Genomic DNA, 17489 nt, shown 5'->3' with positions numbered 1-17489 from the left:
AGGTGGGGCAAAAGTTTCTCCGGAATGCTGGGCAAAGCCGCAAGGATAGGCGGTGCGGCGGGCGGCGGCCATAGCGTAGAAACACCTCATGGTATGCCCCATGGAGTAACACTACGACTGGCGCACCGGGTGCCGCGGCGCCTACGCTTGCCTGCCTGAGAGTGAATAAAAAACCGAAGGAGACAAGCATGAACGAGACACCGACAACGGTCCTTGGCCGAACGGCCTGCGCGCTGGCGCTGGCGTTGCTGCAAACCACGGCCATGGCGGCCGACATCGTCATCAGCCAGCTGGCGCCGCTGACCGGCGTGCTGGCCAGCACCGGCAAGCAGATGGTGCTCGGCGGCCAGATCTACTTCAGCCATATCAACGACACCGGCGGCGTGCATGGCCAGAAAATCCGGGTGCTGGTCAGCGACGACGGCTACAAGGTGGAAGAAACCGTGCGACTGACCCGGGAGGCGCTGGCCAACCCCGCGGTGGTGGCGCCGTACACCGGCGGCGAGCCGCTACGCAGCCCGTTCAACCCCTGGATCTTCCATGTGCGTGCCGGCTATGCCGACGAGACCGAACACATGGTGCAGCAGGTCACGACCCTGGGCATGACGCGGATTGCCGTGATGTACCAGGACGACGGGTTTGGCAAGGCCGGGCTCGAGGGCGTGCAAAAGGCGCTGGCCAAACGCAAGCTCACGCTGTCGGTTGCCGCACCTTATGAACGCAACACCGACAAGGTCGACGAGGCCGTCCGGCAGGTGAAGGCCTCGGATGCCCAGGCGGTGATCATGATTTCGGTGAACAAGTCCACATCGGCCTTCATCAAGCGTTACCGGGAAGCCGGCGGCGGTGCCCAGCTCTACAACATCTCGGTGGTGGACCCGGCCGAAATTGTCAAGCTGGCCGGACTGAAGAACGCCCATGGCCTCGGGGTCAGCCAGATGGTGCCTTACCCCTTCATGCCCAGCCTGCCGGTGGTTCGCGAATACCAGGCCTTGCTCAAAAAGTATGCGCCAAATGAGCTGGTCAACTACACCAGCTTCGAGCAGTTCCTCGGTGCCAAGGTGCTGGTGGAAGGACTGCGGCGCGCCGGTCCCAAATCGACCCGCGCGAAAGTGATGAAGGCGCTCGAGAGCATGGGGCACTTCGACCTCGGCGGCACCTCGGTGGGCTACTCCGCGGAGAACCGGGTGGGCTCGCGTTATGTGGAGGTCACCGTGATCGGCAGCAGCGGCAAGCTGCTGAAATAAGCCAGCCCCTCAGGCGCCACCGACCAGGCGCGCCACCAGTTCCCCGTGGGAGGCCGCCTCGTATTTCTTCATCAGCCGGCCGCGGTGGGCCTCGACCGTGCGCGGGCTGATGCCCAGCACCCGTGCGATCTGCTTGCTGGTCGAGCCGGTCACCAGGTGCTGGGCGATCTCGCGCTCGCGCAGGGTCAGGCTGGTGGTGACCGGGCGGCGCTCCGAAATGTCCTCAAACATCCACACGGCGCAGGCGAAGGGGTCCGAGCGGTCCAGCGCACGCCCGGCCACATGGCACCAGAACAGCGCGCCGTCGCGGCGCCGCATGATGCGCTCGTCGTTGTAGATGCCTTTTTCCCGCATGACGGGCAGGCCGAGGTTGCCGACATGCGTGAATTCGTCCATCGACGGGTACAGCAGCGCCAGCGGCTTGCCCAGCAACTCCTCGATCTCGTAGCCGAACTGGCGCGCGAAGGTCTCGTTGCAGAGCTCCACGACCCGCTGGCGCGAAACACACATGCCGACCGGTGCCAGGTTGAAGGCCAGCTGCAGGGTGTGCAATGTTTCCAGGTGATTGTCGGGGCTGCTCATGCGAACCGATTGTGGAGGAAGGTCCAGCTCCGGCCATCAGCGAATACGTGTAGTGAGGCCCTGCCTCAAAGGGAGCCGCTTCGCTCATGGACCCCGGGATGCCTTCAGTTGCTATCGAATTAGTAGCGGCCTGCGCTTGACCTACCTGGGCTACAGGCACTTTTTATAGTTGGCTTCGGGGGCTGGCATTTACCATTCGCCCGATGGCGGCCGCCTGCTGCGCGAACGGAAAGCGCTTATTTGTAAAACGCCTCGACCTTGCCCTTGAGCTTGATCATCAGCGGATGGCCCTTGCGGTCCAGCGCCTTGCCGGCGGGCACCTTGACCCAGCGTTCGCTGATGCAGTATTCCTCGACATCGGTGCGCTCCTTGTCGTTCAGGCGGATGCCGATGTCGTGCTCGAACACGGCGGCGACATGGTGCGGGCTGCGCGGGTCGATGGACAGGTGGTCGGGGAGAAGGGGGCGTTCAAGGGTGTCGGTCATGGATGTTTTTTCAGTTGGCGAAAATCGTCAGTCATTTTCCCTGATTTGGGCTGGGCATCCGCTTCAACCCCCCAGGCCTGCAAACACATTCTGCACATCGTCGTTGGCGTCGATGGCGGCCAGGAAGGCTTCCACTTCTTCCAGATCCGCAGCGCTCAGGCTGGCCGGGTCCACAGGATTTTTGGCCTTGTAGCCGAGCTTGGCCGACAGCACGGTAAAACCCTGGGCCGGCAGCGCGCGGCTGACCAGGTCGAGGTCGGTCGCGTCGGTCAGAAACATCGTGGTGCCGTCTTCATCGCCGGGCTCGAAGTCCTGGGCGCCTGCTTCAATGGCGGCGAGTTCGGGGTCGGCGCCCGCTGCCGCGGGTTCGGCCTCGATCATGCCGACGTGGTCGAAATCCCAGGACACGGAGCCGGAGGTGCCGAGCTGCCCCTTGCGGAACAACACGCGCATTTCAGGCGCGGTGCGGTTCAGGTTGTCGGTCAGGCATTCGACCATGACGGGAACGCGGTGTGGTGCGAAACCTTCGTAAATCACGTGCTCATAATGAACCGTGTCCCCCGTGAGGCCGGCACCTTTCTTGATGGCGCGCTCCAGGGTCTCCTTGGGCATGGAGACCTTGCGGGCCTGCTCGACGACCAGCCGCAGGCGTGCGTTCGAGGCCGGGTCGGCACCATTGCGCGCCGCGATCATGATGTCCTTGGCCAGTCGTCCAAACAGTTTGCCCTTGGCATTGGCTGCCAGTTCCTTGCCTTTTGCTTTCCACTGCGCGCCCATGCTTGAAATTCCTTGGTGTTGCGGCGCTTGCATGCGCCTGGCTGGTTCGGGGGGGATGGGTCTGCGCGCTGTATGAAACACCGCGGCACATCACCCGAGGGTTCCGGTTATACACCCATCCCCGGTCGGTTCCTGCCGTTTGCACAAGGGCAGGCGCACACGCGACCCTGTCCCTGCCTGGTTGAGTGCCGACTCGTCTACCATCCGAAAAAGGGAGCCAGGCCGTCATGGCCGCCACTCTCCCAACCCTGGACCGAAGAAACATGGCCACACCCATTTCAACGCCTCACCGGCTCCAGCCCTCCAGCGGCATGCCCGAGGCAGCCGCCCGTCAGGGCCTGAGCGCAGGCGAGGCCGCACGCCGTCTCGCCGATCAGGGGCCCAACCTGCTGCCCGGCAGCGAACCCAAGTCCACCGCGGCCATCGTGCGCGACGTGGTCACCGAACCGATGTTCCTGATGCTGCTGGCCGCCGGCGGCATCTACCTGGCGCTGGGCGACCGGGGCGAGGCGCTGTTCCTGTTGAGCTTTGTGTTCGTGGTCATCGCCATCACGCTGGTGCAGGAGCGCAAAACGCAGCGCGCCCTGGAGTCGCTGCGCGACCTGTCGGCGCCGCGCGCCCTGGTGATACGGGACGGCCTGGAGCAGCGCATTGCCGGGCGCGAGGTGGTGCTGGGTGACTTGCTGGTGCTGCACGAGGGCGACCGCATTGCCGCCGATGCGCTGCTGGTCGACGGCCAGCTGGAGGTCGATGAATCGTTGCTCACGGGCGAGGCCGTGCCCGTGACCAAGCTGCCCCTGGCGCCGGGAGCCGGAGATGCCGCCGCCCCCGCGCCTGGCGGCGACGGCACGCCGGCCTCGGCCGACAGCGCCGGGCCGCCCCAAGCAAGGCCAGCCCCCTCGGGGGGCAGCGCAGCACACGAAGTGGCAAGCGTGGGGGCCCTATTCGCCAGCACCGTGGTCACGCGCGGCGTGGGCCTGGCCGAGGTCTGCGCCACTGCCGCCCACACGGCGGTCGGGCGCATAGGCGCCGACCTGGCCGCCACCACCGAGCCACCCTCGGCACTCCAGCAGCGATCGCGCCAACTGGTGCGCCAGCTCGGCGTGGCCGCGCTGTTGCTGGCCAGCGCGCAAGTCCTGCTGGGCTGGTGGTGGAACGACCGCCCGCTGCTGGAAAGCCTGCTCTCCGGCATTGCACTGGCCATGGCCATCCTGCCCGAGGAAATCCCGGTCATCCTCACCGTCTTCCTGGCGCTGGGCGCCTGGCGCATCTCCCGGCACAAGGTGCTGACGCGGCGCGTCACCGCCGTCGAGGCGCTGGGCGCCATCACCGTGCTCGCGGTGGACAAGACCGGCACGCTGACGGTGAACCGCATGGCGCTGGCCGAGCTCGCCACGGCCGACGCGAACTTCCGGCCGGAAGATGCCGACAGCCTGGCCGAGGAATTTCACCTGCTGGTGGAATTTGCCATGCTGGCGACGCCCGGTGATCCGTTCGACCCAATGGAAAAGGCGATCCAGCACTTTGGCCACCAGTGGCTGGCCGGCACCGAGCATGTGCACGAGGGCCGCGAGCCCGAGTTTGAGTACGCGCTCTCGGGCGAAATTCTGGCCATGACACGCGTGTTTGCCAGTGACTACCCTTCGCAGCACCTGCTGGCCACCAAGGGGGCGCCTGAGGCTGTGGCCGACCTGTGCCACCTCGACGCGGCGCAGCGTGATGCCATCGGCCGGCAGGTGGAAACCATGGCAGAACGCGGTCTGCGTGTGCTCGGCGTGGCGCGCGGGCGCTGGAGCGGGCAGGCCACCGCGCCGGACGCGCCGCCGCCCTGGCCGCACAGCCAGCACGATTTCGATTTCGAGTTTCTCGGCCTGGTCGCCCTGGCCGACCCGCCACGCGCCGAGGTGCCGGCCGCGCTGGCCGAATGCCGGCAGGCCGGCGTGCGCGTGATCATGATGACCGGCGACCACCCCGCCACGGCCCTGGCCATCGCGCGCCAGGTCGGCCTGTCGGAGCGCCCCGACTTGATGACCGGCGCCGAGATCGAGGCCCTGGACGATGCCGCCCTGCGCCAGCGGCTGCGTCATGTGGACCTGTGCGCGCGTCTCAAACCCCAGCACAAGCTGCGCCTGGTGCAGCTGCTGCGCGCCGATGGCGAGGTGGTGGCCATGACCGGCGACGGCGTCAACGACGCGCCCGCGCTCAAGGCCGCCGACGTGGGTATTGCCATGGGCGAGCGCGGCACCGACGTGGCACGCGAGGCCGCCGCCCTGGTGCTGCTCGACGACAGCTTTGCCCGCATCGTGGCCGCCATCCGCCAGGGCCGGCGCATTGACGACAACATCCGCAAGGCGACACGGTTTGTGTTTGCCGTGCATGTTCCCATCATCGCGCTGGCGCTGGTGCCCACGCTGCTGCACTGGCCGGTGCTGCTGCTGCCGGTGCACATCGTGTTGCTGGAACTGTTGATCGATCCGGCCTGCTCCATCGTGTTCGAGGCCGAGCCGGAAGACAGCGACCTGATGGGGCGTCCGCCGCGCCCCGCCTCGGACTCGCCATTTGCCGCTGCACCGCTGGCGCACGGCGTGTTTCAGGGCCTGGGCGTGGCCTTCGTGCTGCTGGCCGGGCAGGTCTGGCTGGCCGGCCAGGGCTGGAGCGCCGGCCAGGGTCGTGCCGTGGTGTTCAGCGCGCTGGTGCTGGCGGTGATGCTGTTGATCCTGGCCAACCGCGATCCGTCACGGCCCGTGTTGCGAGGCGCGGCCGCGGCCAACCCCTGGCTGTGGCGCATGGCCGCCGGTGTGGCTGCGCTGCTGGTGGCGGTGCTCGGCCTGCCGTGGCTGCGGGGCCTGATGGGGCTGGCCCTGCCGGGCGCCCGCGGGCTGGCGCTTGCCGCCGGGCTGGTGGCGCTGTGTCTGGTCTGGCTGGAACTGGTGCGGGTGCTGGGGCAGCGCCTGGGTCGTGCAAGGCGTGGCAACTAAGGTCAGCTGAACCCTGTTGCGCGATTCATGCCCTGTGGACTTTGCCCACAGGCATGGCAGTCAGGTCCGCGCGGGTATGCCCAGGCCTTTGACAACCGCCGGCCGCGCCACAAAGGTGTCCAGCACACGCAGCACGTTCGGAAAGTCGGTGATGCCGACCAGCTCACCGGCCTCGTAGAACCCGATCAGGTTGCGTACCCAGCCGAAGGTGGCGATGTCGGCGATGGTGTAGTCGTCGCCCATGATCCAGGTGCGGCCGGCCAGCCGCCGCTCCAGCACACCAAGCAGCCGTTTCGATTCGGCCACGTAGCGGTCGCGCGGGCGCTTGTCTTCATACGCCTTGCCGGCGAACTTGTGGAAGAAGCCGAGCTGGCCGAACATCGGTCCGATGCCGCCCATCTGGAACATCAGCCACTGGAGGGTTTCATAACGGCCGGCAGGGTCGGCCGGCAGGAATTTTCCGGTTTTTTCGGCCAGGTAGATCAGGATGGCGCCGGACTCGAACAGGCCCAGCGGTTGGCCGCCCGGGCCGTTCGGGTCGAGGATGGCCGGGATCTTGTTGTTGGGGCTCAGCGAGATGAACTCCGGCGACATCTGGTCGTTGGTGGCGAAGTCCACCAGGTGCGGCTCGTAAGGCAGGCCGGTTTCCTCCAGCATGATCGAGACCTTGACGCCATTGGGCGTGGGCAATGAATAAAGCTGGATGCGCTCGGGATGCAGTGCCGGCCATTTCTGGGTGATGGGGAAGGCGGAGAGATCGTTCATGGCAGGGCGGTGCTGTCCGGGGTCGGCTGTTGTTTGAACGGCAACTGTAGCCCAAGCCCGCGACAGGCGTGTTCGTAGTCCGCGCTGCGGCGGGACCGCCGGTGTGACTAGCCTTTTGGCGACGCGGCCCGGTCAAACCCGGTTGCGCAGGGTGAAGAAACCCCGGTACAGCGCCACACTGATCACCATGCCCCAGGTCATGCCGACAAACATGCCACCCAGCATGCCGGGCAGGGTGCTGTTTCCGGCCAACAGCGGCCAGCGTGAAAACCACAGTGCGCCCGCCGTCATGCCGACCAGCATCCAGCCGGAACACAGCAGGTTCTGCGCAAACAGTGAACACAGGTAGCGGCCGCAATGGGGCCGGAGCAGCCTCAGGCCGGGGATGGCGAGCAGCCCCCCGGCCAGCATGCCCGCGTGCATGCCGGGCAAAAATTCAAGGTGCAGCCGGAGGCTGTCCACGAAGCCAAGAGCGGTGGCCTGGGCGCACAGGCTGTCCAGCCGGGCCGGGCCGGTCTGGCTGACGTCGTACAGCAAGCCCAGCAACATGCCGCCGAAGCCGAGCGACAGCATCACCTGGGGCGGCGACAGCCCGACGCGTTGCGGACGCACCCAAGCCAGGGCAGCGCAGCCCGCAGCCACGGCCGCCAGTGTCAGAACCACGATGGTGGGAAGGTCTTTGTTGCCGGCCGCGCCGGACTGGCCCAGCGACCAGAGTGTCAGCCCGGCGAGCAGCACCAGAACGGCCGGGGTGAGGGTGGCCGAACCCATACCGCGCGCCAGCCAGTGAGGGTGGGGGTTCACGGGACTTGTCATTGCATCTGCCCTGTCTTCAGAGGGGGCGGCGCATGGCTTGCGCACTCGGGTAAACCCCGTAGCGACACGGCCGCGGCCGCATCAACATCCCGTGGCCGAGGTTCAAAAAAGGGGCGCATTTGCTTCTTCATGAGTCAAAACTCTAGCCGTTGCCCGGCTTGGAGGCCCAGCGTGTTAACGAAGCGCGCCTGGGATGCATGAGTGCCCACCTGGCGGCACGAAAGCGATTCCGGCGGGTGGTTCGCAATGGTTTTGGCCTGCCTACAACATGGTACTTTGATGAAAACCTGTCCCGCTGGTTCCCCGTCGCCCGGGCCGTCAAGCTCGTGGCTTTATCTGCTGGAGCGTTTTGACGTCGGCGTGGTTCACCTTGACCTTGAGCTGCGGGTGATGGGCATGAATGACTACGCACGGCGCAGCCTGCCTGTGGCCGACAAAATGCCGTTTGGCAAACTCGTGACCTCCTTTCATCCCGAAGCGGCCAGGGCCAAGGTGAAGTTTCTGCTGGGGCAGGCCGAGTGCCCGGTGAACAACGCGCCGCCCATGGCCATGATGATCAATATCCCGGACCGGATGCTGCTGATCAAGGTGTCCAAGATCGGCGATGCCCAGGGCGCCACGACGGGCTACACCCTGGTTTTTTACGATATCACCGAAGTGGTCAGCCAGGAAGTCGAAGGCGGAGCCACACGCGGCGCGCGTGAAGGCGGCGAAAAGAGGCAGCTGCGCAAGATTCCAACCATCAAGCAGAACCGGGTGCTGCTGGTGGATGTGCCCAGTGTCTCCTTCATCCGTTCCGAGGGGCACTACACTTGGGTGCATACCGGTCACGGCAACCAGTTCTGCAACCTCAATATTGGCGACCTCGAGACCCGGCTCGATCCGCAGCTGTTCCTGCGCGTGCACCGCAGCTACATCGTCAATCTGTCCCATGTTGACGAAATCGTGCGCGGCGACGGCCGCATGACGCTGCGCATGATGGGATCCCCCCCGGTCGAGATTCCGGTGTCGCGTGCAAGCGCGCCGCGCCTGCTGGAGCAACTGGGGCTGACGGACGCCATACCGGCCAAAATCTGATCCGCAGATTTTCATGCAGGAGGATTTTCATTCGTGCAATCATGCTGCCGTTCGTGCGGTGTGAGCGACGGTTGATTGCTTAGCTTCCCCAGCCGAATCGGCTGGCGCTAGAGTCGCGCTTCTAAAGGCCCCCGGGCCGCATAAGGAGACAACGTGATTCCACCCTCATTTGCGTACCACGCGCCCCGCTCCATTGGCGAGGCGCTTTCCCTGCTGACCGAGCTGGGCGACGATGCCAAGCTGCTCGCCGGCGGACACAGCCTGCTGCCCATGATGAAGCTGCGTTTTGCCCAGCCGGGCGTGCTGATCGACATCAACCGGATTCCCGAGCTGCGCGGGATCCGCGAGGAGGGCGGCAAGATCCGCATTGGCGCGATGACGACCGAAAGCGAGCTGATTGCCTCTCCGTTGCTGCAGGAGCGTCTGCCGCTGCTGGCCGAGGCGGCCCGCCTGATTGCCGACCCGCAGGTGCGCAACCGCGGCACCATAGGCGGCGACATCGCCCACGGCGACCCGGGCAACGACCACCCCGCGATTGCGATGGCGCTTGATGCAAGCTTTGTATTGCAGGGTCCGGCGGGCGAGCGCCAGGTGCTGGCCGTGGATTTTTTCCACGGCACCTACATGACGGCCTTGGCCGAGAACGAAATCCTGACCGCCATCCTGGTGACGCCTTTCGCGTCGGGTACCGGTTATGCCTACCAGAAGCTCAAACGCAAAACCGGTGACTGGGCCACGGCCGGTGCCGCCGTGGTGATGCGCATGGCCGGCGGTGTGGTGACGCAGGCCAGCATAGGCCTGACCAATGTGGCGCCGACGGCGCTGCGTGCCCGCGATGCCGAGAAGGCGCTGATCGGCCAGCCTGTCAATGACGCCTCGCTGGCCGCGGTGGTGCAGGCGGTGCGCGCCGTGTGCGACCCGGCGGAGGACTTGCGCGGCGATGTTGAGTACAAGACGGCGATGGCCGGTGAAATGGCGAAACGCGCCATTCTTGCCGCTGCCGCGCGCTGCCGCTGAACCCGCAGAAGAAGAACAAGCAGATCAACAGGAGACCCAGGCGATGATCAAGAAAATTGTTTCCATGACCCTCAATGGCCGCAAGGTGGAAGAGGCGGTCGAACCGCGCACGTTGCTCGTGCACTTCCTGCGCGAGAAGATGAGCCTGACCGGCGCCCACATTGGCTGCGAAACCAGCCACTGCGGCGCCTGCACGGTGGACATCGACGGGCAGTCCGTCAAGAGCTGCACGCATCTGGCCGTGCAGTGCGACGGCAGCGAGGTCAAGACCGTGGAGGGGCTGGCCAATGCCGGTGTGCTGCATGCGGTGCAGGAAGGCTTCTACAAGGAGCATGGCCTGCAATGCGGCTTCTGCACGCCGGGCATGCTGATGCGCGCCTACCGCTTCCTACAGGATAACCCGGACCCGACCGAAGAGGAAGTGCGTGTCGGCATGTCGGGCAACCTGTGCCGTTGCACCGGTTACCAGAACATCGTCAAGGCGGTGCTGCACGCCGCCCGGGTACTGCAACAAGACAAGGTCGCCGCGTAAGCGCAGGCGCCCATCCAAAGGAGACACGAATGAACGCACCAATGAGTGATCGGGAAAAGGCCTTGATGGGCATGGGCGAGTCGCGCCTGCGCAAGGAAGATGCACGCTTCATCCAGGGCAAGGGCAATTATGTTGATGACATCAAGCTGCCCAACATGGTGTTCATGGACATCGTGCGCTCGCCGGTGGCCCATGCCCGCATCAAGCGCATCAACAAGGAAGAGGCGCTGAAGATTCCCGGCGTGCTGGCCGTGCTGACTGCCGAAGACCTCAAGCCGCTCAAGCTGCACTGGATGCCGACCCTGGCCGGTGATGTGCAGGCGGTGCTGGCCGATGAAAAAGTGCACTTCCAGATGCAGGAAGTGGCGGTGGTGATCGCCGAAGACCGTTATGCCGCGGCCGACGGCGTGGAAGCCGTCGAGGTGGAATACGAGGAACTGCAGGCCGTGGTGGACCCGTTTGAGGCCCTCAAGCCCGGGGCGCCGGTGCTGCGTGAAGACCTGGCCGGCAAGACCGACGGTGCGCACGGCAAGCGTTACCACCACAACCACATCTTCACCTGGGATGCCGGCGACAAGGAGGCCACCGATGCCGCCTTTGCCAGTGCGGCCGTCACGGTCAAGCAGGACATGTTCTACCCGCGGGTGCACCCCTGCCCGCTGGAGACCTGCGGCGCCGTTGCCTCGTTCGATCCGGTGCGCGGCGAATTGACGACCTGGCTGACCAGCCAGGCGCCACACATCGTGCGCACGGTGGTGTCCATGCTCTCGGGCATTCCCGAGTCCAAGGTGCGCATCATCTCGCCGGACATCGGCGGCGGCTTCGGCAACAAGGTGCCGATTTATCCCGGTTATGTGTGCGCCATCGTGGCCTCCATCGTGCTGGGCCGGCCGGTGAAGTGGATCGAAGACCGCATCGAGAACATCTCCAGCACCGGCTTTGCCCGCGACTACCACATGACCGGAGAACTGGCGGCCACGGCAGATGGCAAGATCCTGGCGCTGCGCACCAATGTGATCGCCGACCATGGTGCCTTCGACGCCTGCGCCGACCCGACCAAGTTCCCGGCCGGCATGTTCCACATCTGTTCGGGTTCCTACGATATTCCGGCCGCCTACTGCAAGGTGGACGGGGTCTACACCAACAAGGCGCCGGGCGGCGTGGCTTACCGCTGCTCCTTCCGCGTCACCGAGGCGGTGTACCTGGTCGAGCGCATGGTGGACGTGCTGGCGCAGAAGCTGAACATGGACAAAGCCGAGATCCGCGCCAAAAACTTCATCCAGCGTGAGCAGTTCCCCTACACCTCGGCCTTCGGTTTTGAATACGACTCGGGCGACTACCAGACCGCGCTGGACAAGGTGCTCAATGCCGTGGACTACAAGGGCCTGCGCGCCGAACAGGCCAAAAAACGTGCCGACCCGGCCTGCCCGACGCTGATGGGCATCGGCCTGGTGACCTTCACGGAAGTGGTGGGCGCAGGCCCGAGCAAGATCTGCGACATCCTGGGTGTGGGCATGTTCGACTCGTGCGAGATCCGTGTGCACCCGACCGGCAGTGCGATCGCCCGCATGGGCACCATCTCGCAGGGCCAGGGTCACCAGACCACCTACGCGCAGATCATCGCCACCGAGCTTGGCATTCCGTCCGAGGTGATCCAGGTCGAGGAGGGTGACACCAGCACTGCGCCCTACGGCCTGGGCACCTACGGCTCGCGCTCCACGCCGGTCGCCGGCGCGGCCATTGCCATGGCGGCGCGCAAGATCCACGCGAAAGCCAGGAAGATCGCCGCCCATCTGCTCGAAGTCAGCGAAGCCGACCTCGAGTGGGAAATCGACCGCTTCAAGCTGCGTGGCAATGACGACAAGTTCAAGACCATGAAGGACATTGCCTGGGCCGCCTACAACCAGCCGCCAGCCGGGCTGGAGCCCGGGCTGGAAGCGGTGCACTACTACGATCCGCCGAACTTCACCTTCCCGTTTGGCATCTACCTGTGTGTGGTGGACATCGACAAGGGCACGGGCGAAACCAAGATCCGCCGCTTTTATGCGCTCGACGACTGCGGCACCCGCATCAACCCGATGATCATCGAGGGCCAGATCCATGGCGGCCTGACCGAAGGTTTTGCGGTGGCCATGGGGCAACTGCTGTCGTTTGACAAGCAGGGCAACATCCAGGGCAACTCGCTGATGGACTACTTCCTGCCGACCGCGGTGGAAACGCCGAAGTGGGAAACCGATTACACGGTGACACCGTCGCCGCACCACCCGATCGGCGCCAAGGGCGTGGCAGAGTCGCCGCACGTGGGCAGCATTCCGACCTTCACAAGTGCGATGGTCGACGCGTTTGCCCACCTCGGCGTGACCCACTTCAACATGCCGCATTCGTCCTACCGCGTGTGGCAGGAACTGAAAAAAGCGGGCCTCACCAGCTGACACGGCGACTGGCCCGACGGGTACGTTACGGCGTACCTGCCTTTCTGACCATTTGAAGGAATCCATGGAAGTCACTATCGACAAACAGTACCCGGTTGCAGCAGGCCTTGATGCCGCCTGGCAGGTGCTGGGCAATATCAATGAACTCGCGACTTGCATGCCCGGGGCGCAGATCACTGAAGAGATTGATCCGACCCATTACAAGGGCAGCGTCCGGGTCAAGGTCGGCCCGGCGGTGGCCGCTTTTGCCGGCACCATCGAGGTGCTGGCGATGGACCCGCAGGCGCACACCCTCAGGCTGCTGGGCAAGGGGGCGGACAAGGGGGGCTCCTCGGCGTCGATGGAACTGACGGCCTCGCTGGTCGCCGTGGATGCAGGAAGCAGCACGCTGGCGGGCAAGGCCGACGTCATTGTCAATGGCAAATTTGCGCAGTTCGGCGGCCGCATGATGAGCTCCGTCTCCGACATGATCCTGGCCCAGTTCGCCGAAGTGTTCTCGCAAAAGGCGCAGGCCCTGCAGGGGGCTGCTGAGCCTGCCGCTGAAGGTGCGGCTCCGGCAGCGGCGCCGGCCGCGCCCGTGGTGGCCAGGGAGTTCAACGCCCTGGGACTGGTCTGGGCCTTGATCAGGAATTTTTTTGCGGGCCTGTTCGGTCGCAGGTCCTGAGACGCTGCCGCCATGTCACTGATTGAGGCTGTCGAGACACCCGCAGGCCTGCGCGAACGGCTGTTCAAGGCCGGCTACATCGCCGACGAAGACCTCGCGAGCCTGGTCTGGATGGGGCTGACGCTGGAGCGTCCGCTTCTGATCGAAGGCGAGGCCGGTGTCGGCAAGACAGCCATTGCCGGCGCCTGCGCACGCGCGCTGGGCCGGCCGCTGCTGCGCCTGCAGTGTTATGAAGGCCTGGACCTGAGCCAGGCTGTCTACGAGTGGAACTACAGTCGCCAACTGCTCGAAATCCGGCTGGCAGAAGCCGGCCAGGGCGACAAGGCGGCGTTGCGCGACAACCTGTTTTCCGAAGCCTTCCTGCTCGAGCGGCCGTTGCTGCAGGCCATCCGTTCGCCGGAGCCCTGTGTGTTGCTGATTGACGAGATTGATCGCGCCGACGAGGCCTTCGAAGCCTTTCTGCTCGAGATGCTGTCGGAGTACCAGGTGACCGTTCCCGAAATCGGCACGCTCACGGCGCGCAGCAAGCCGCTGGTGATTCTGACCAGCAACGGTACGCGCGACCTGTCGGACGCCTTGCGCCGGCGCTGCCTGTTTCACTACCTGGATTTTCCGACACTGGTGCGCGAGATGCAAATCGTTCGCACGCTGGTGCCCGAGGCGGCCAGCCGGCTGGTCGAAGAGGCGGTGACTTTTGTCCAGCGCCTGCGCAAGGAAGACCTCGACAAGACGCCCGGCGTGGCCGAAACGCTGGACTGGGTGCGCGTGCTCTTTCATCTCGGTCACGGTGAACTGCCGGTGGACCCGCAGTCGTTGGTGCCCACGCTGGCCGCCTTGCTCAAGACCCGCAATGACCGCTGGCAGGTCACCGCCGAACGGGTGGGCAAGCTGGTCGATGGTCCGCGCATAGCGCAGGACGTCGGTGTGGCTGGTGCGATGAAATAAACCATGGCAATGGCTGCTGCCGTTAGCACCGCCACCGACCCGAGGCAGCGCCTCGGCGAGTTTGCCCACTACCTGCGCGAACACGGTTTTGCGCTGGGGTATGCCGAGGTCGGGTTGATGGCCCAGGCTGCAGCCGCCTTGCCGCTGTCGCAGTGGCCCCGTATCGAGGCCTTGTGGCGCGGTATCGCCTCCGGCAGCCACAAGCAGTGGCTCAGGTACCCGGATCTGCACCAGGCCTTCTGGTTCCCGCACAAGGTCCGGGGCGCTGTCCGCAGCTCGGGCATCAGCCGGCGCGCCCGTTCGCTGCCCGAACTGGTGCAGCAGATGCACAGCGAGATGGGCAACACGGCACCGGGCGAAGCCCGGTCCACGCTTGGCATGGCCGACCAGCCGGGAGAGGGCGAGCTTGAAGCCAGCGACGCACCGCCGCGTGCCCAGGGAGGCGCCAGCCGCACCGATGCGTTCGAGGAGCGTGATTTTGCCGACTGGCTGCTGTCCGACATGGACCGCTTCGAACCCCTGGTCGAGGCTTTCAAGCGGCGGCTGCGTACCCGCCTGCTGCGCCGCCTGCAATGCCACCGGGACAGCGGCGTCATTCATCTGCGGCGTTCGATGCGTTCGGCGCTGTCCACCGGCGGGGAGTTGGTGCAGCTGCACCATGTGCGTCACCAGCGCCGCCAGCCGCGTGTGGTGGCGCTGGTGGACGTGAGCCGTTCCATGGAAGTGCACGCACAGTTTTTCCTGCGGCTCACGCGCGCCTTCGTCGAGGTCATGGATGCGCGGGCTTTTGTGTTCCATACCCGGCTCGCCGAGGTCACGCCGCTGATGAAGCGGCGCAGCGAACGTGTGCAGGACAAGATCAACGCGGTGACCTTCGGCTTTGGCGGCGGCACCCGCATTGCCAGTTGCCTGCACGAGGCGTTGCACCAGCACCTGGGCCGCTCCCTGGGTCGTGGTGACCTGTTCATGGTGTTCAGCGATGGCTTTGACACCGATGAACCCGAGGCCCTGGCCGGGGTGCTGGCGCAGGTGCGTGCCCGCGGTGCCCGGGTCTGCTGGTTGCATCCGACGGTGCAAGTACCCCAGTCGGCGGCGATGGCACTGGCTGCGCCCCATGTCACGCGGTTCATGCCGGCGCACAATCTGGCCAGCCTCGAGCGCCTGTCCGAGCTGCTGGCGTGAAGCATTTTTCTGACGTTCACAACTTCTGGAATCACAACCATGGGATGCCTGCTTAAACAAGGTGGCGGACTGTATGCCCGCCTGCGGGTCGGCGCGGTGTTGCTGGCCGCCGGCGAGGGGCGGCGTATGGGTGGCGTGAGCAAGCCGCTGATCCGCCTGCAGGGCGTGCCCCTGATCAACCGGCAACTGATCGCGCTCAGCGGCGCCGGTGTGGACGAGGTGGTGGTGGTCACCGGCCATGCGCGCGACGCCGTTGAAGCGCAAGTGCAGAGTTTTCCGGTCACGTTGGTGCACAACGCTGACCACGCCCAGGGCCAGCAAAGCTCGGTGCGGGCCGGCCTGGCGGCGCTCCGCGGCAGTTTTGACGCCGTGTTCGTCGTGTTGGCCGACCAGCCCCTGATCGGGTCGGCCGACCTGGTCGAACTGATGGCGGCCTTCAAGAAGCGCCCCTCGGGCAACCTCGTGGTGCCTGTCGTCAAGGGCCAGCGCGGCAACCCGATCCTGCTGGACGACGTGGCGCTGGCCCAGGTTCTGGCCAGCGACACCCATCTGGGTTGTCGCCAGCTCATCGAGCGTCAACCCGAGCTGGTGTATGCGTTTGAAACCAGCAATACCCGTTTCACCACCGACCTGGATACCGTCGAAGATGTGCTGCAACTGGCGCAGCGTACTGGCTGGAAGCTGGAACTGCCTTCCCGTGAGCTTGCTGCGTGAAGCTGGCTGTCGCCGACGGCGCGCTGCAGTGGCATTGGCCGGTCCCACTGGCCGTGCACCGCTTTGCAGGTGCCGCTGAAGTCAACCCGGTGCTGGCCCGGGTGTTTGGCGCCATGCGTGCCACGGATGCTGCGGCACCGGGAGGTAACTTCTACGCCAGCGCTGACGATCTGCTGCGCCGGGTGGATCTTCCGGAGTTCCATGCGCTGCTCAAGTTCATTGCCGCGTCCCTGCAGGCCACGGCGCAGCAGGCCAATGCCGGCGTGTGGCCGGCGGGCCGGCACGGGCTGCAGCTAGAACTGATGGGGGTGTGGTTCCAGATCCAGAACGGTGCAACTTTCCATGACATTCACACCCATGGGAACTGCTCGTGGTCGGGGGTGTATTACGTGCAGATCGATCCGGTGGCGCAGCGTCGGCAGCACCCCGACTTCGGCGACCTCAACGGCGCCACGCGCTTTTACAGCCCGATGTTCCCGTTGCTGGGCGGTGCCCACATCGACATGGGCAATGCCTGGCTGCAGCAGGCCACCCTGGACGTGACGCCACAGGAGGGCGAACTTGTCCTGTTTCCCGCCATGCTGGCGCACAAGGCCATGCCTTACGCCGGAGAGCGGGATCGCATCATCGTTTCCTTCAACGCGCAAATTCGCGCACCGGGCGGTGACCAGCTGTTCCGCTACGCGGGCACTTGAGTCACCGGGCAGTCGCCGAGCGGACGGGCCGCAAGCCGCGCCCCGGTTAGCATGAGGGATGCCTGACACCACCTCTTCCTGCGCTTCCGCCATCCCCGATGGTTTTGTTCCTGTTCGTGTCGGTGGCCCCTTCATTGAGGTCAACGGGCCGTTTCACGCGCGGCTGGAAGGCCAGCGGCTGCTGCTGGGTTTTCGCGTCGAGGAGCGCCACAGCAATCCGCTGCAGATGTGCCACGGCGGCATGCTGGCGTCGTTTGCGGACATGCTGCTGCCCTGCGCGGCGATGTACCAGACCGACACCGACAGGCGCTTTCTGCCGACCATCAGCCTGCAAATTGATTACCTGGCGCCGGCCAGACTGGGGGCGTGGGTGCAAGGCCAGGCCGACATCCTGCGCAGCACGCGCAACATGATTTTCATCCAGGGCCTGGTGACGGCCGACGGTGAGCCGGCCTTGCGCATCAGCGGCATCTTCAAGCAGGGCCCGCTGATCGGCGACGGCAAGGATCACGACCCGTTCTTGCTACGAAGCTGATAGCTGCTAGCCCAAACAAATAAAGGGCTGGAGCCTTCTTTTGCCT

At 65.4% G+C, this 17489-nt stretch carries 17 protein-coding genes; 12 read left to right on the top strand and 5 right to left on the bottom strand.

Annotation, left to right across the window (positions count from 1 at the left end):
• Positions 1-188 precede the first annotated feature (188 nt).
• Positions 189-1247 (top strand): ABC transporter substrate-binding protein, encoded by a 1059-nt coding sequence (locus B7G53_RS12965; RefSeq protein WP_096668286.1) that lies wholly within the window; start codon positions 189-191, stop codon positions 1245-1247.
• A 9-nt stretch (positions 1248-1256) separates the two neighbouring features.
• Here the strand turns inward: B7G53_RS12965 and B7G53_RS12960 are convergent, their stop codons facing one another.
• The 3 genes from B7G53_RS12960 to B7G53_RS12950 form a co-directional block, all read right to left on the bottom strand.
• On the bottom strand, positions 1257-1829 hold the full coding sequence (locus B7G53_RS12960; RefSeq protein WP_096668284.1) for a LuxR C-terminal-related transcriptional regulator: 573 nt from the start codon (positions 1827-1829) through the stop codon (positions 1257-1259).
• A 236-nt stretch (positions 1830-2065) separates the two neighbouring features.
• The gene (locus B7G53_RS12955; RefSeq protein ID WP_096668282.1) at positions 2066-2314 is read right to left on the bottom strand and encodes a DUF3297 family protein; all 249 of its coding nucleotides are present in this window, start codon (positions 2312-2314) and stop codon (positions 2066-2068) included.
• 63 nt (positions 2315-2377) lie between these two features.
• Positions 2378-3091, bottom strand: coding sequence for a YebC/PmpR family DNA-binding transcriptional regulator (locus tag B7G53_RS12950; RefSeq protein WP_096668280.1), 714 nt, complete (start codon positions 3089-3091; stop codon positions 2378-2380).
• 311 nt (positions 3092-3402) lie between these two features.
• On the opposite strand from B7G53_RS12950, the gene B7G53_RS12945 reads away from it, so the two are divergent.
• Positions 3403-6069, top strand: a complete 2667-nt coding sequence (locus B7G53_RS12945; protein ID WP_096668278.1) for a cation-translocating P-type ATPase — start codon at positions 3403-3405, stop codon at positions 6067-6069.
• A gap of 60 nt (positions 6070-6129) precedes the next feature.
• On the opposite strand, the gene B7G53_RS12940 is transcribed toward B7G53_RS12945, so the two are convergent.
• Together B7G53_RS12940 and B7G53_RS12935 are read right to left on the bottom strand one after the other, a co-directional pair.
• Complete coding sequence (locus B7G53_RS12940; protein WP_096668276.1) at positions 6130-6834, bottom strand: glutathione binding-like protein; 705 nt, start codon at positions 6832-6834, stop codon at positions 6130-6132.
• Between the two features lie 132 nt (positions 6835-6966).
• Positions 6967-7638, bottom strand: coding sequence for a hypothetical protein (locus tag B7G53_RS12935; RefSeq protein WP_141396332.1), 672 nt, complete (start codon positions 7636-7638; stop codon positions 6967-6969).
• A gap of 291 nt (positions 7639-7929) precedes the next feature.
• On the opposite strand from B7G53_RS12935, the gene B7G53_RS12930 reads away from it, so the two are divergent.
• The 10 genes from B7G53_RS12930 (at position 7930) to B7G53_RS12885 (ending at position 17443) form a co-directional block, all read left to right on the top strand.
• Entirely contained in the window at positions 7930-8727 is a 798-nt protein-coding gene (locus B7G53_RS12930) for a LytTR family DNA-binding domain-containing protein (protein WP_176491360.1), read from the top strand.
• 153 nt (positions 8728-8880) lie between these two features.
• Positions 8881-9744, top strand: coding sequence for an FAD binding domain-containing protein (locus B7G53_RS12925; protein ID WP_096668270.1), 864 nt, complete (start codon positions 8881-8883; stop codon positions 9742-9744).
• 43 nt (positions 9745-9787) lie between these two features.
• Positions 9788-10276, top strand: a complete 489-nt coding sequence (locus tag B7G53_RS12920; protein ID WP_096668412.1) for a (2Fe-2S)-binding protein — start codon at positions 9788-9790, stop codon at positions 10274-10276.
• Positions 10277-10305: 29 nt separating this feature from the next.
• Positions 10306-12708 (top strand): aerobic carbon-monoxide dehydrogenase large subunit, encoded by a 2403-nt coding sequence (locus B7G53_RS12915; protein WP_096668268.1) that lies wholly within the window; start codon positions 10306-10308, stop codon positions 12706-12708.
• Between the two features lie 64 nt (positions 12709-12772).
• On the top strand, positions 12773-13372 hold the full coding sequence (locus B7G53_RS12910) for an SRPBCC family protein (protein ID WP_096668266.1): 600 nt from the start codon (positions 12773-12775) through the stop codon (positions 13370-13372).
• A gap of 12 nt (positions 13373-13384) precedes the next feature.
• A complete protein-coding gene (locus B7G53_RS12905) occupies positions 13385-14317 on the top strand; it encodes an AAA family ATPase (protein ID WP_096668264.1) in 933 nt (310 codons plus the stop codon).
• A gap of 9 nt (positions 14318-14326) precedes the next feature.
• Positions 14327-15499: a vWA domain-containing protein gene (locus B7G53_RS12900; RefSeq protein WP_176491359.1), complete on the top strand. Its 1173-nt coding sequence runs from the start codon at positions 14327-14329 to the stop codon at positions 15497-15499.
• A 39-nt stretch (positions 15500-15538) separates the two neighbouring features.
• Entirely contained in the window at positions 15539-16213 is a 675-nt protein-coding gene (locus B7G53_RS12895; RefSeq protein ID WP_096668260.1) for a nucleotidyltransferase family protein, read from the top strand.
• Positions 16210-16908, top strand: coding sequence for a TIGR02466 family protein (locus B7G53_RS12890; RefSeq protein ID WP_255250005.1), 699 nt, complete (start codon positions 16210-16212; stop codon positions 16906-16908). Before B7G53_RS12895 ends, B7G53_RS12890 begins: the two co-directional genes overlap by 4 nt.
• Before the next feature lie 58 nt (positions 16909-16966).
• Positions 16967-17443, top strand: a complete 477-nt coding sequence (locus tag B7G53_RS12885; protein WP_096668258.1) for a PaaI family thioesterase — start codon at positions 16967-16969, stop codon at positions 17441-17443.
• The last annotated feature ends 46 nt before the right edge of the window (positions 17444-17489 follow it).

It is taken from the genome of Polaromonas sp. AET17H-212 (genome assembly GCF_002379085.1).
GTDB lineage: Bacteria > Pseudomonadota > Gammaproteobacteria > Burkholderiales > Burkholderiaceae_C > Polaromonas.
Note: the sequence above shows the minus strand (reverse complement) of the source record. Positions and strands in the feature narration are given on the sequence as shown.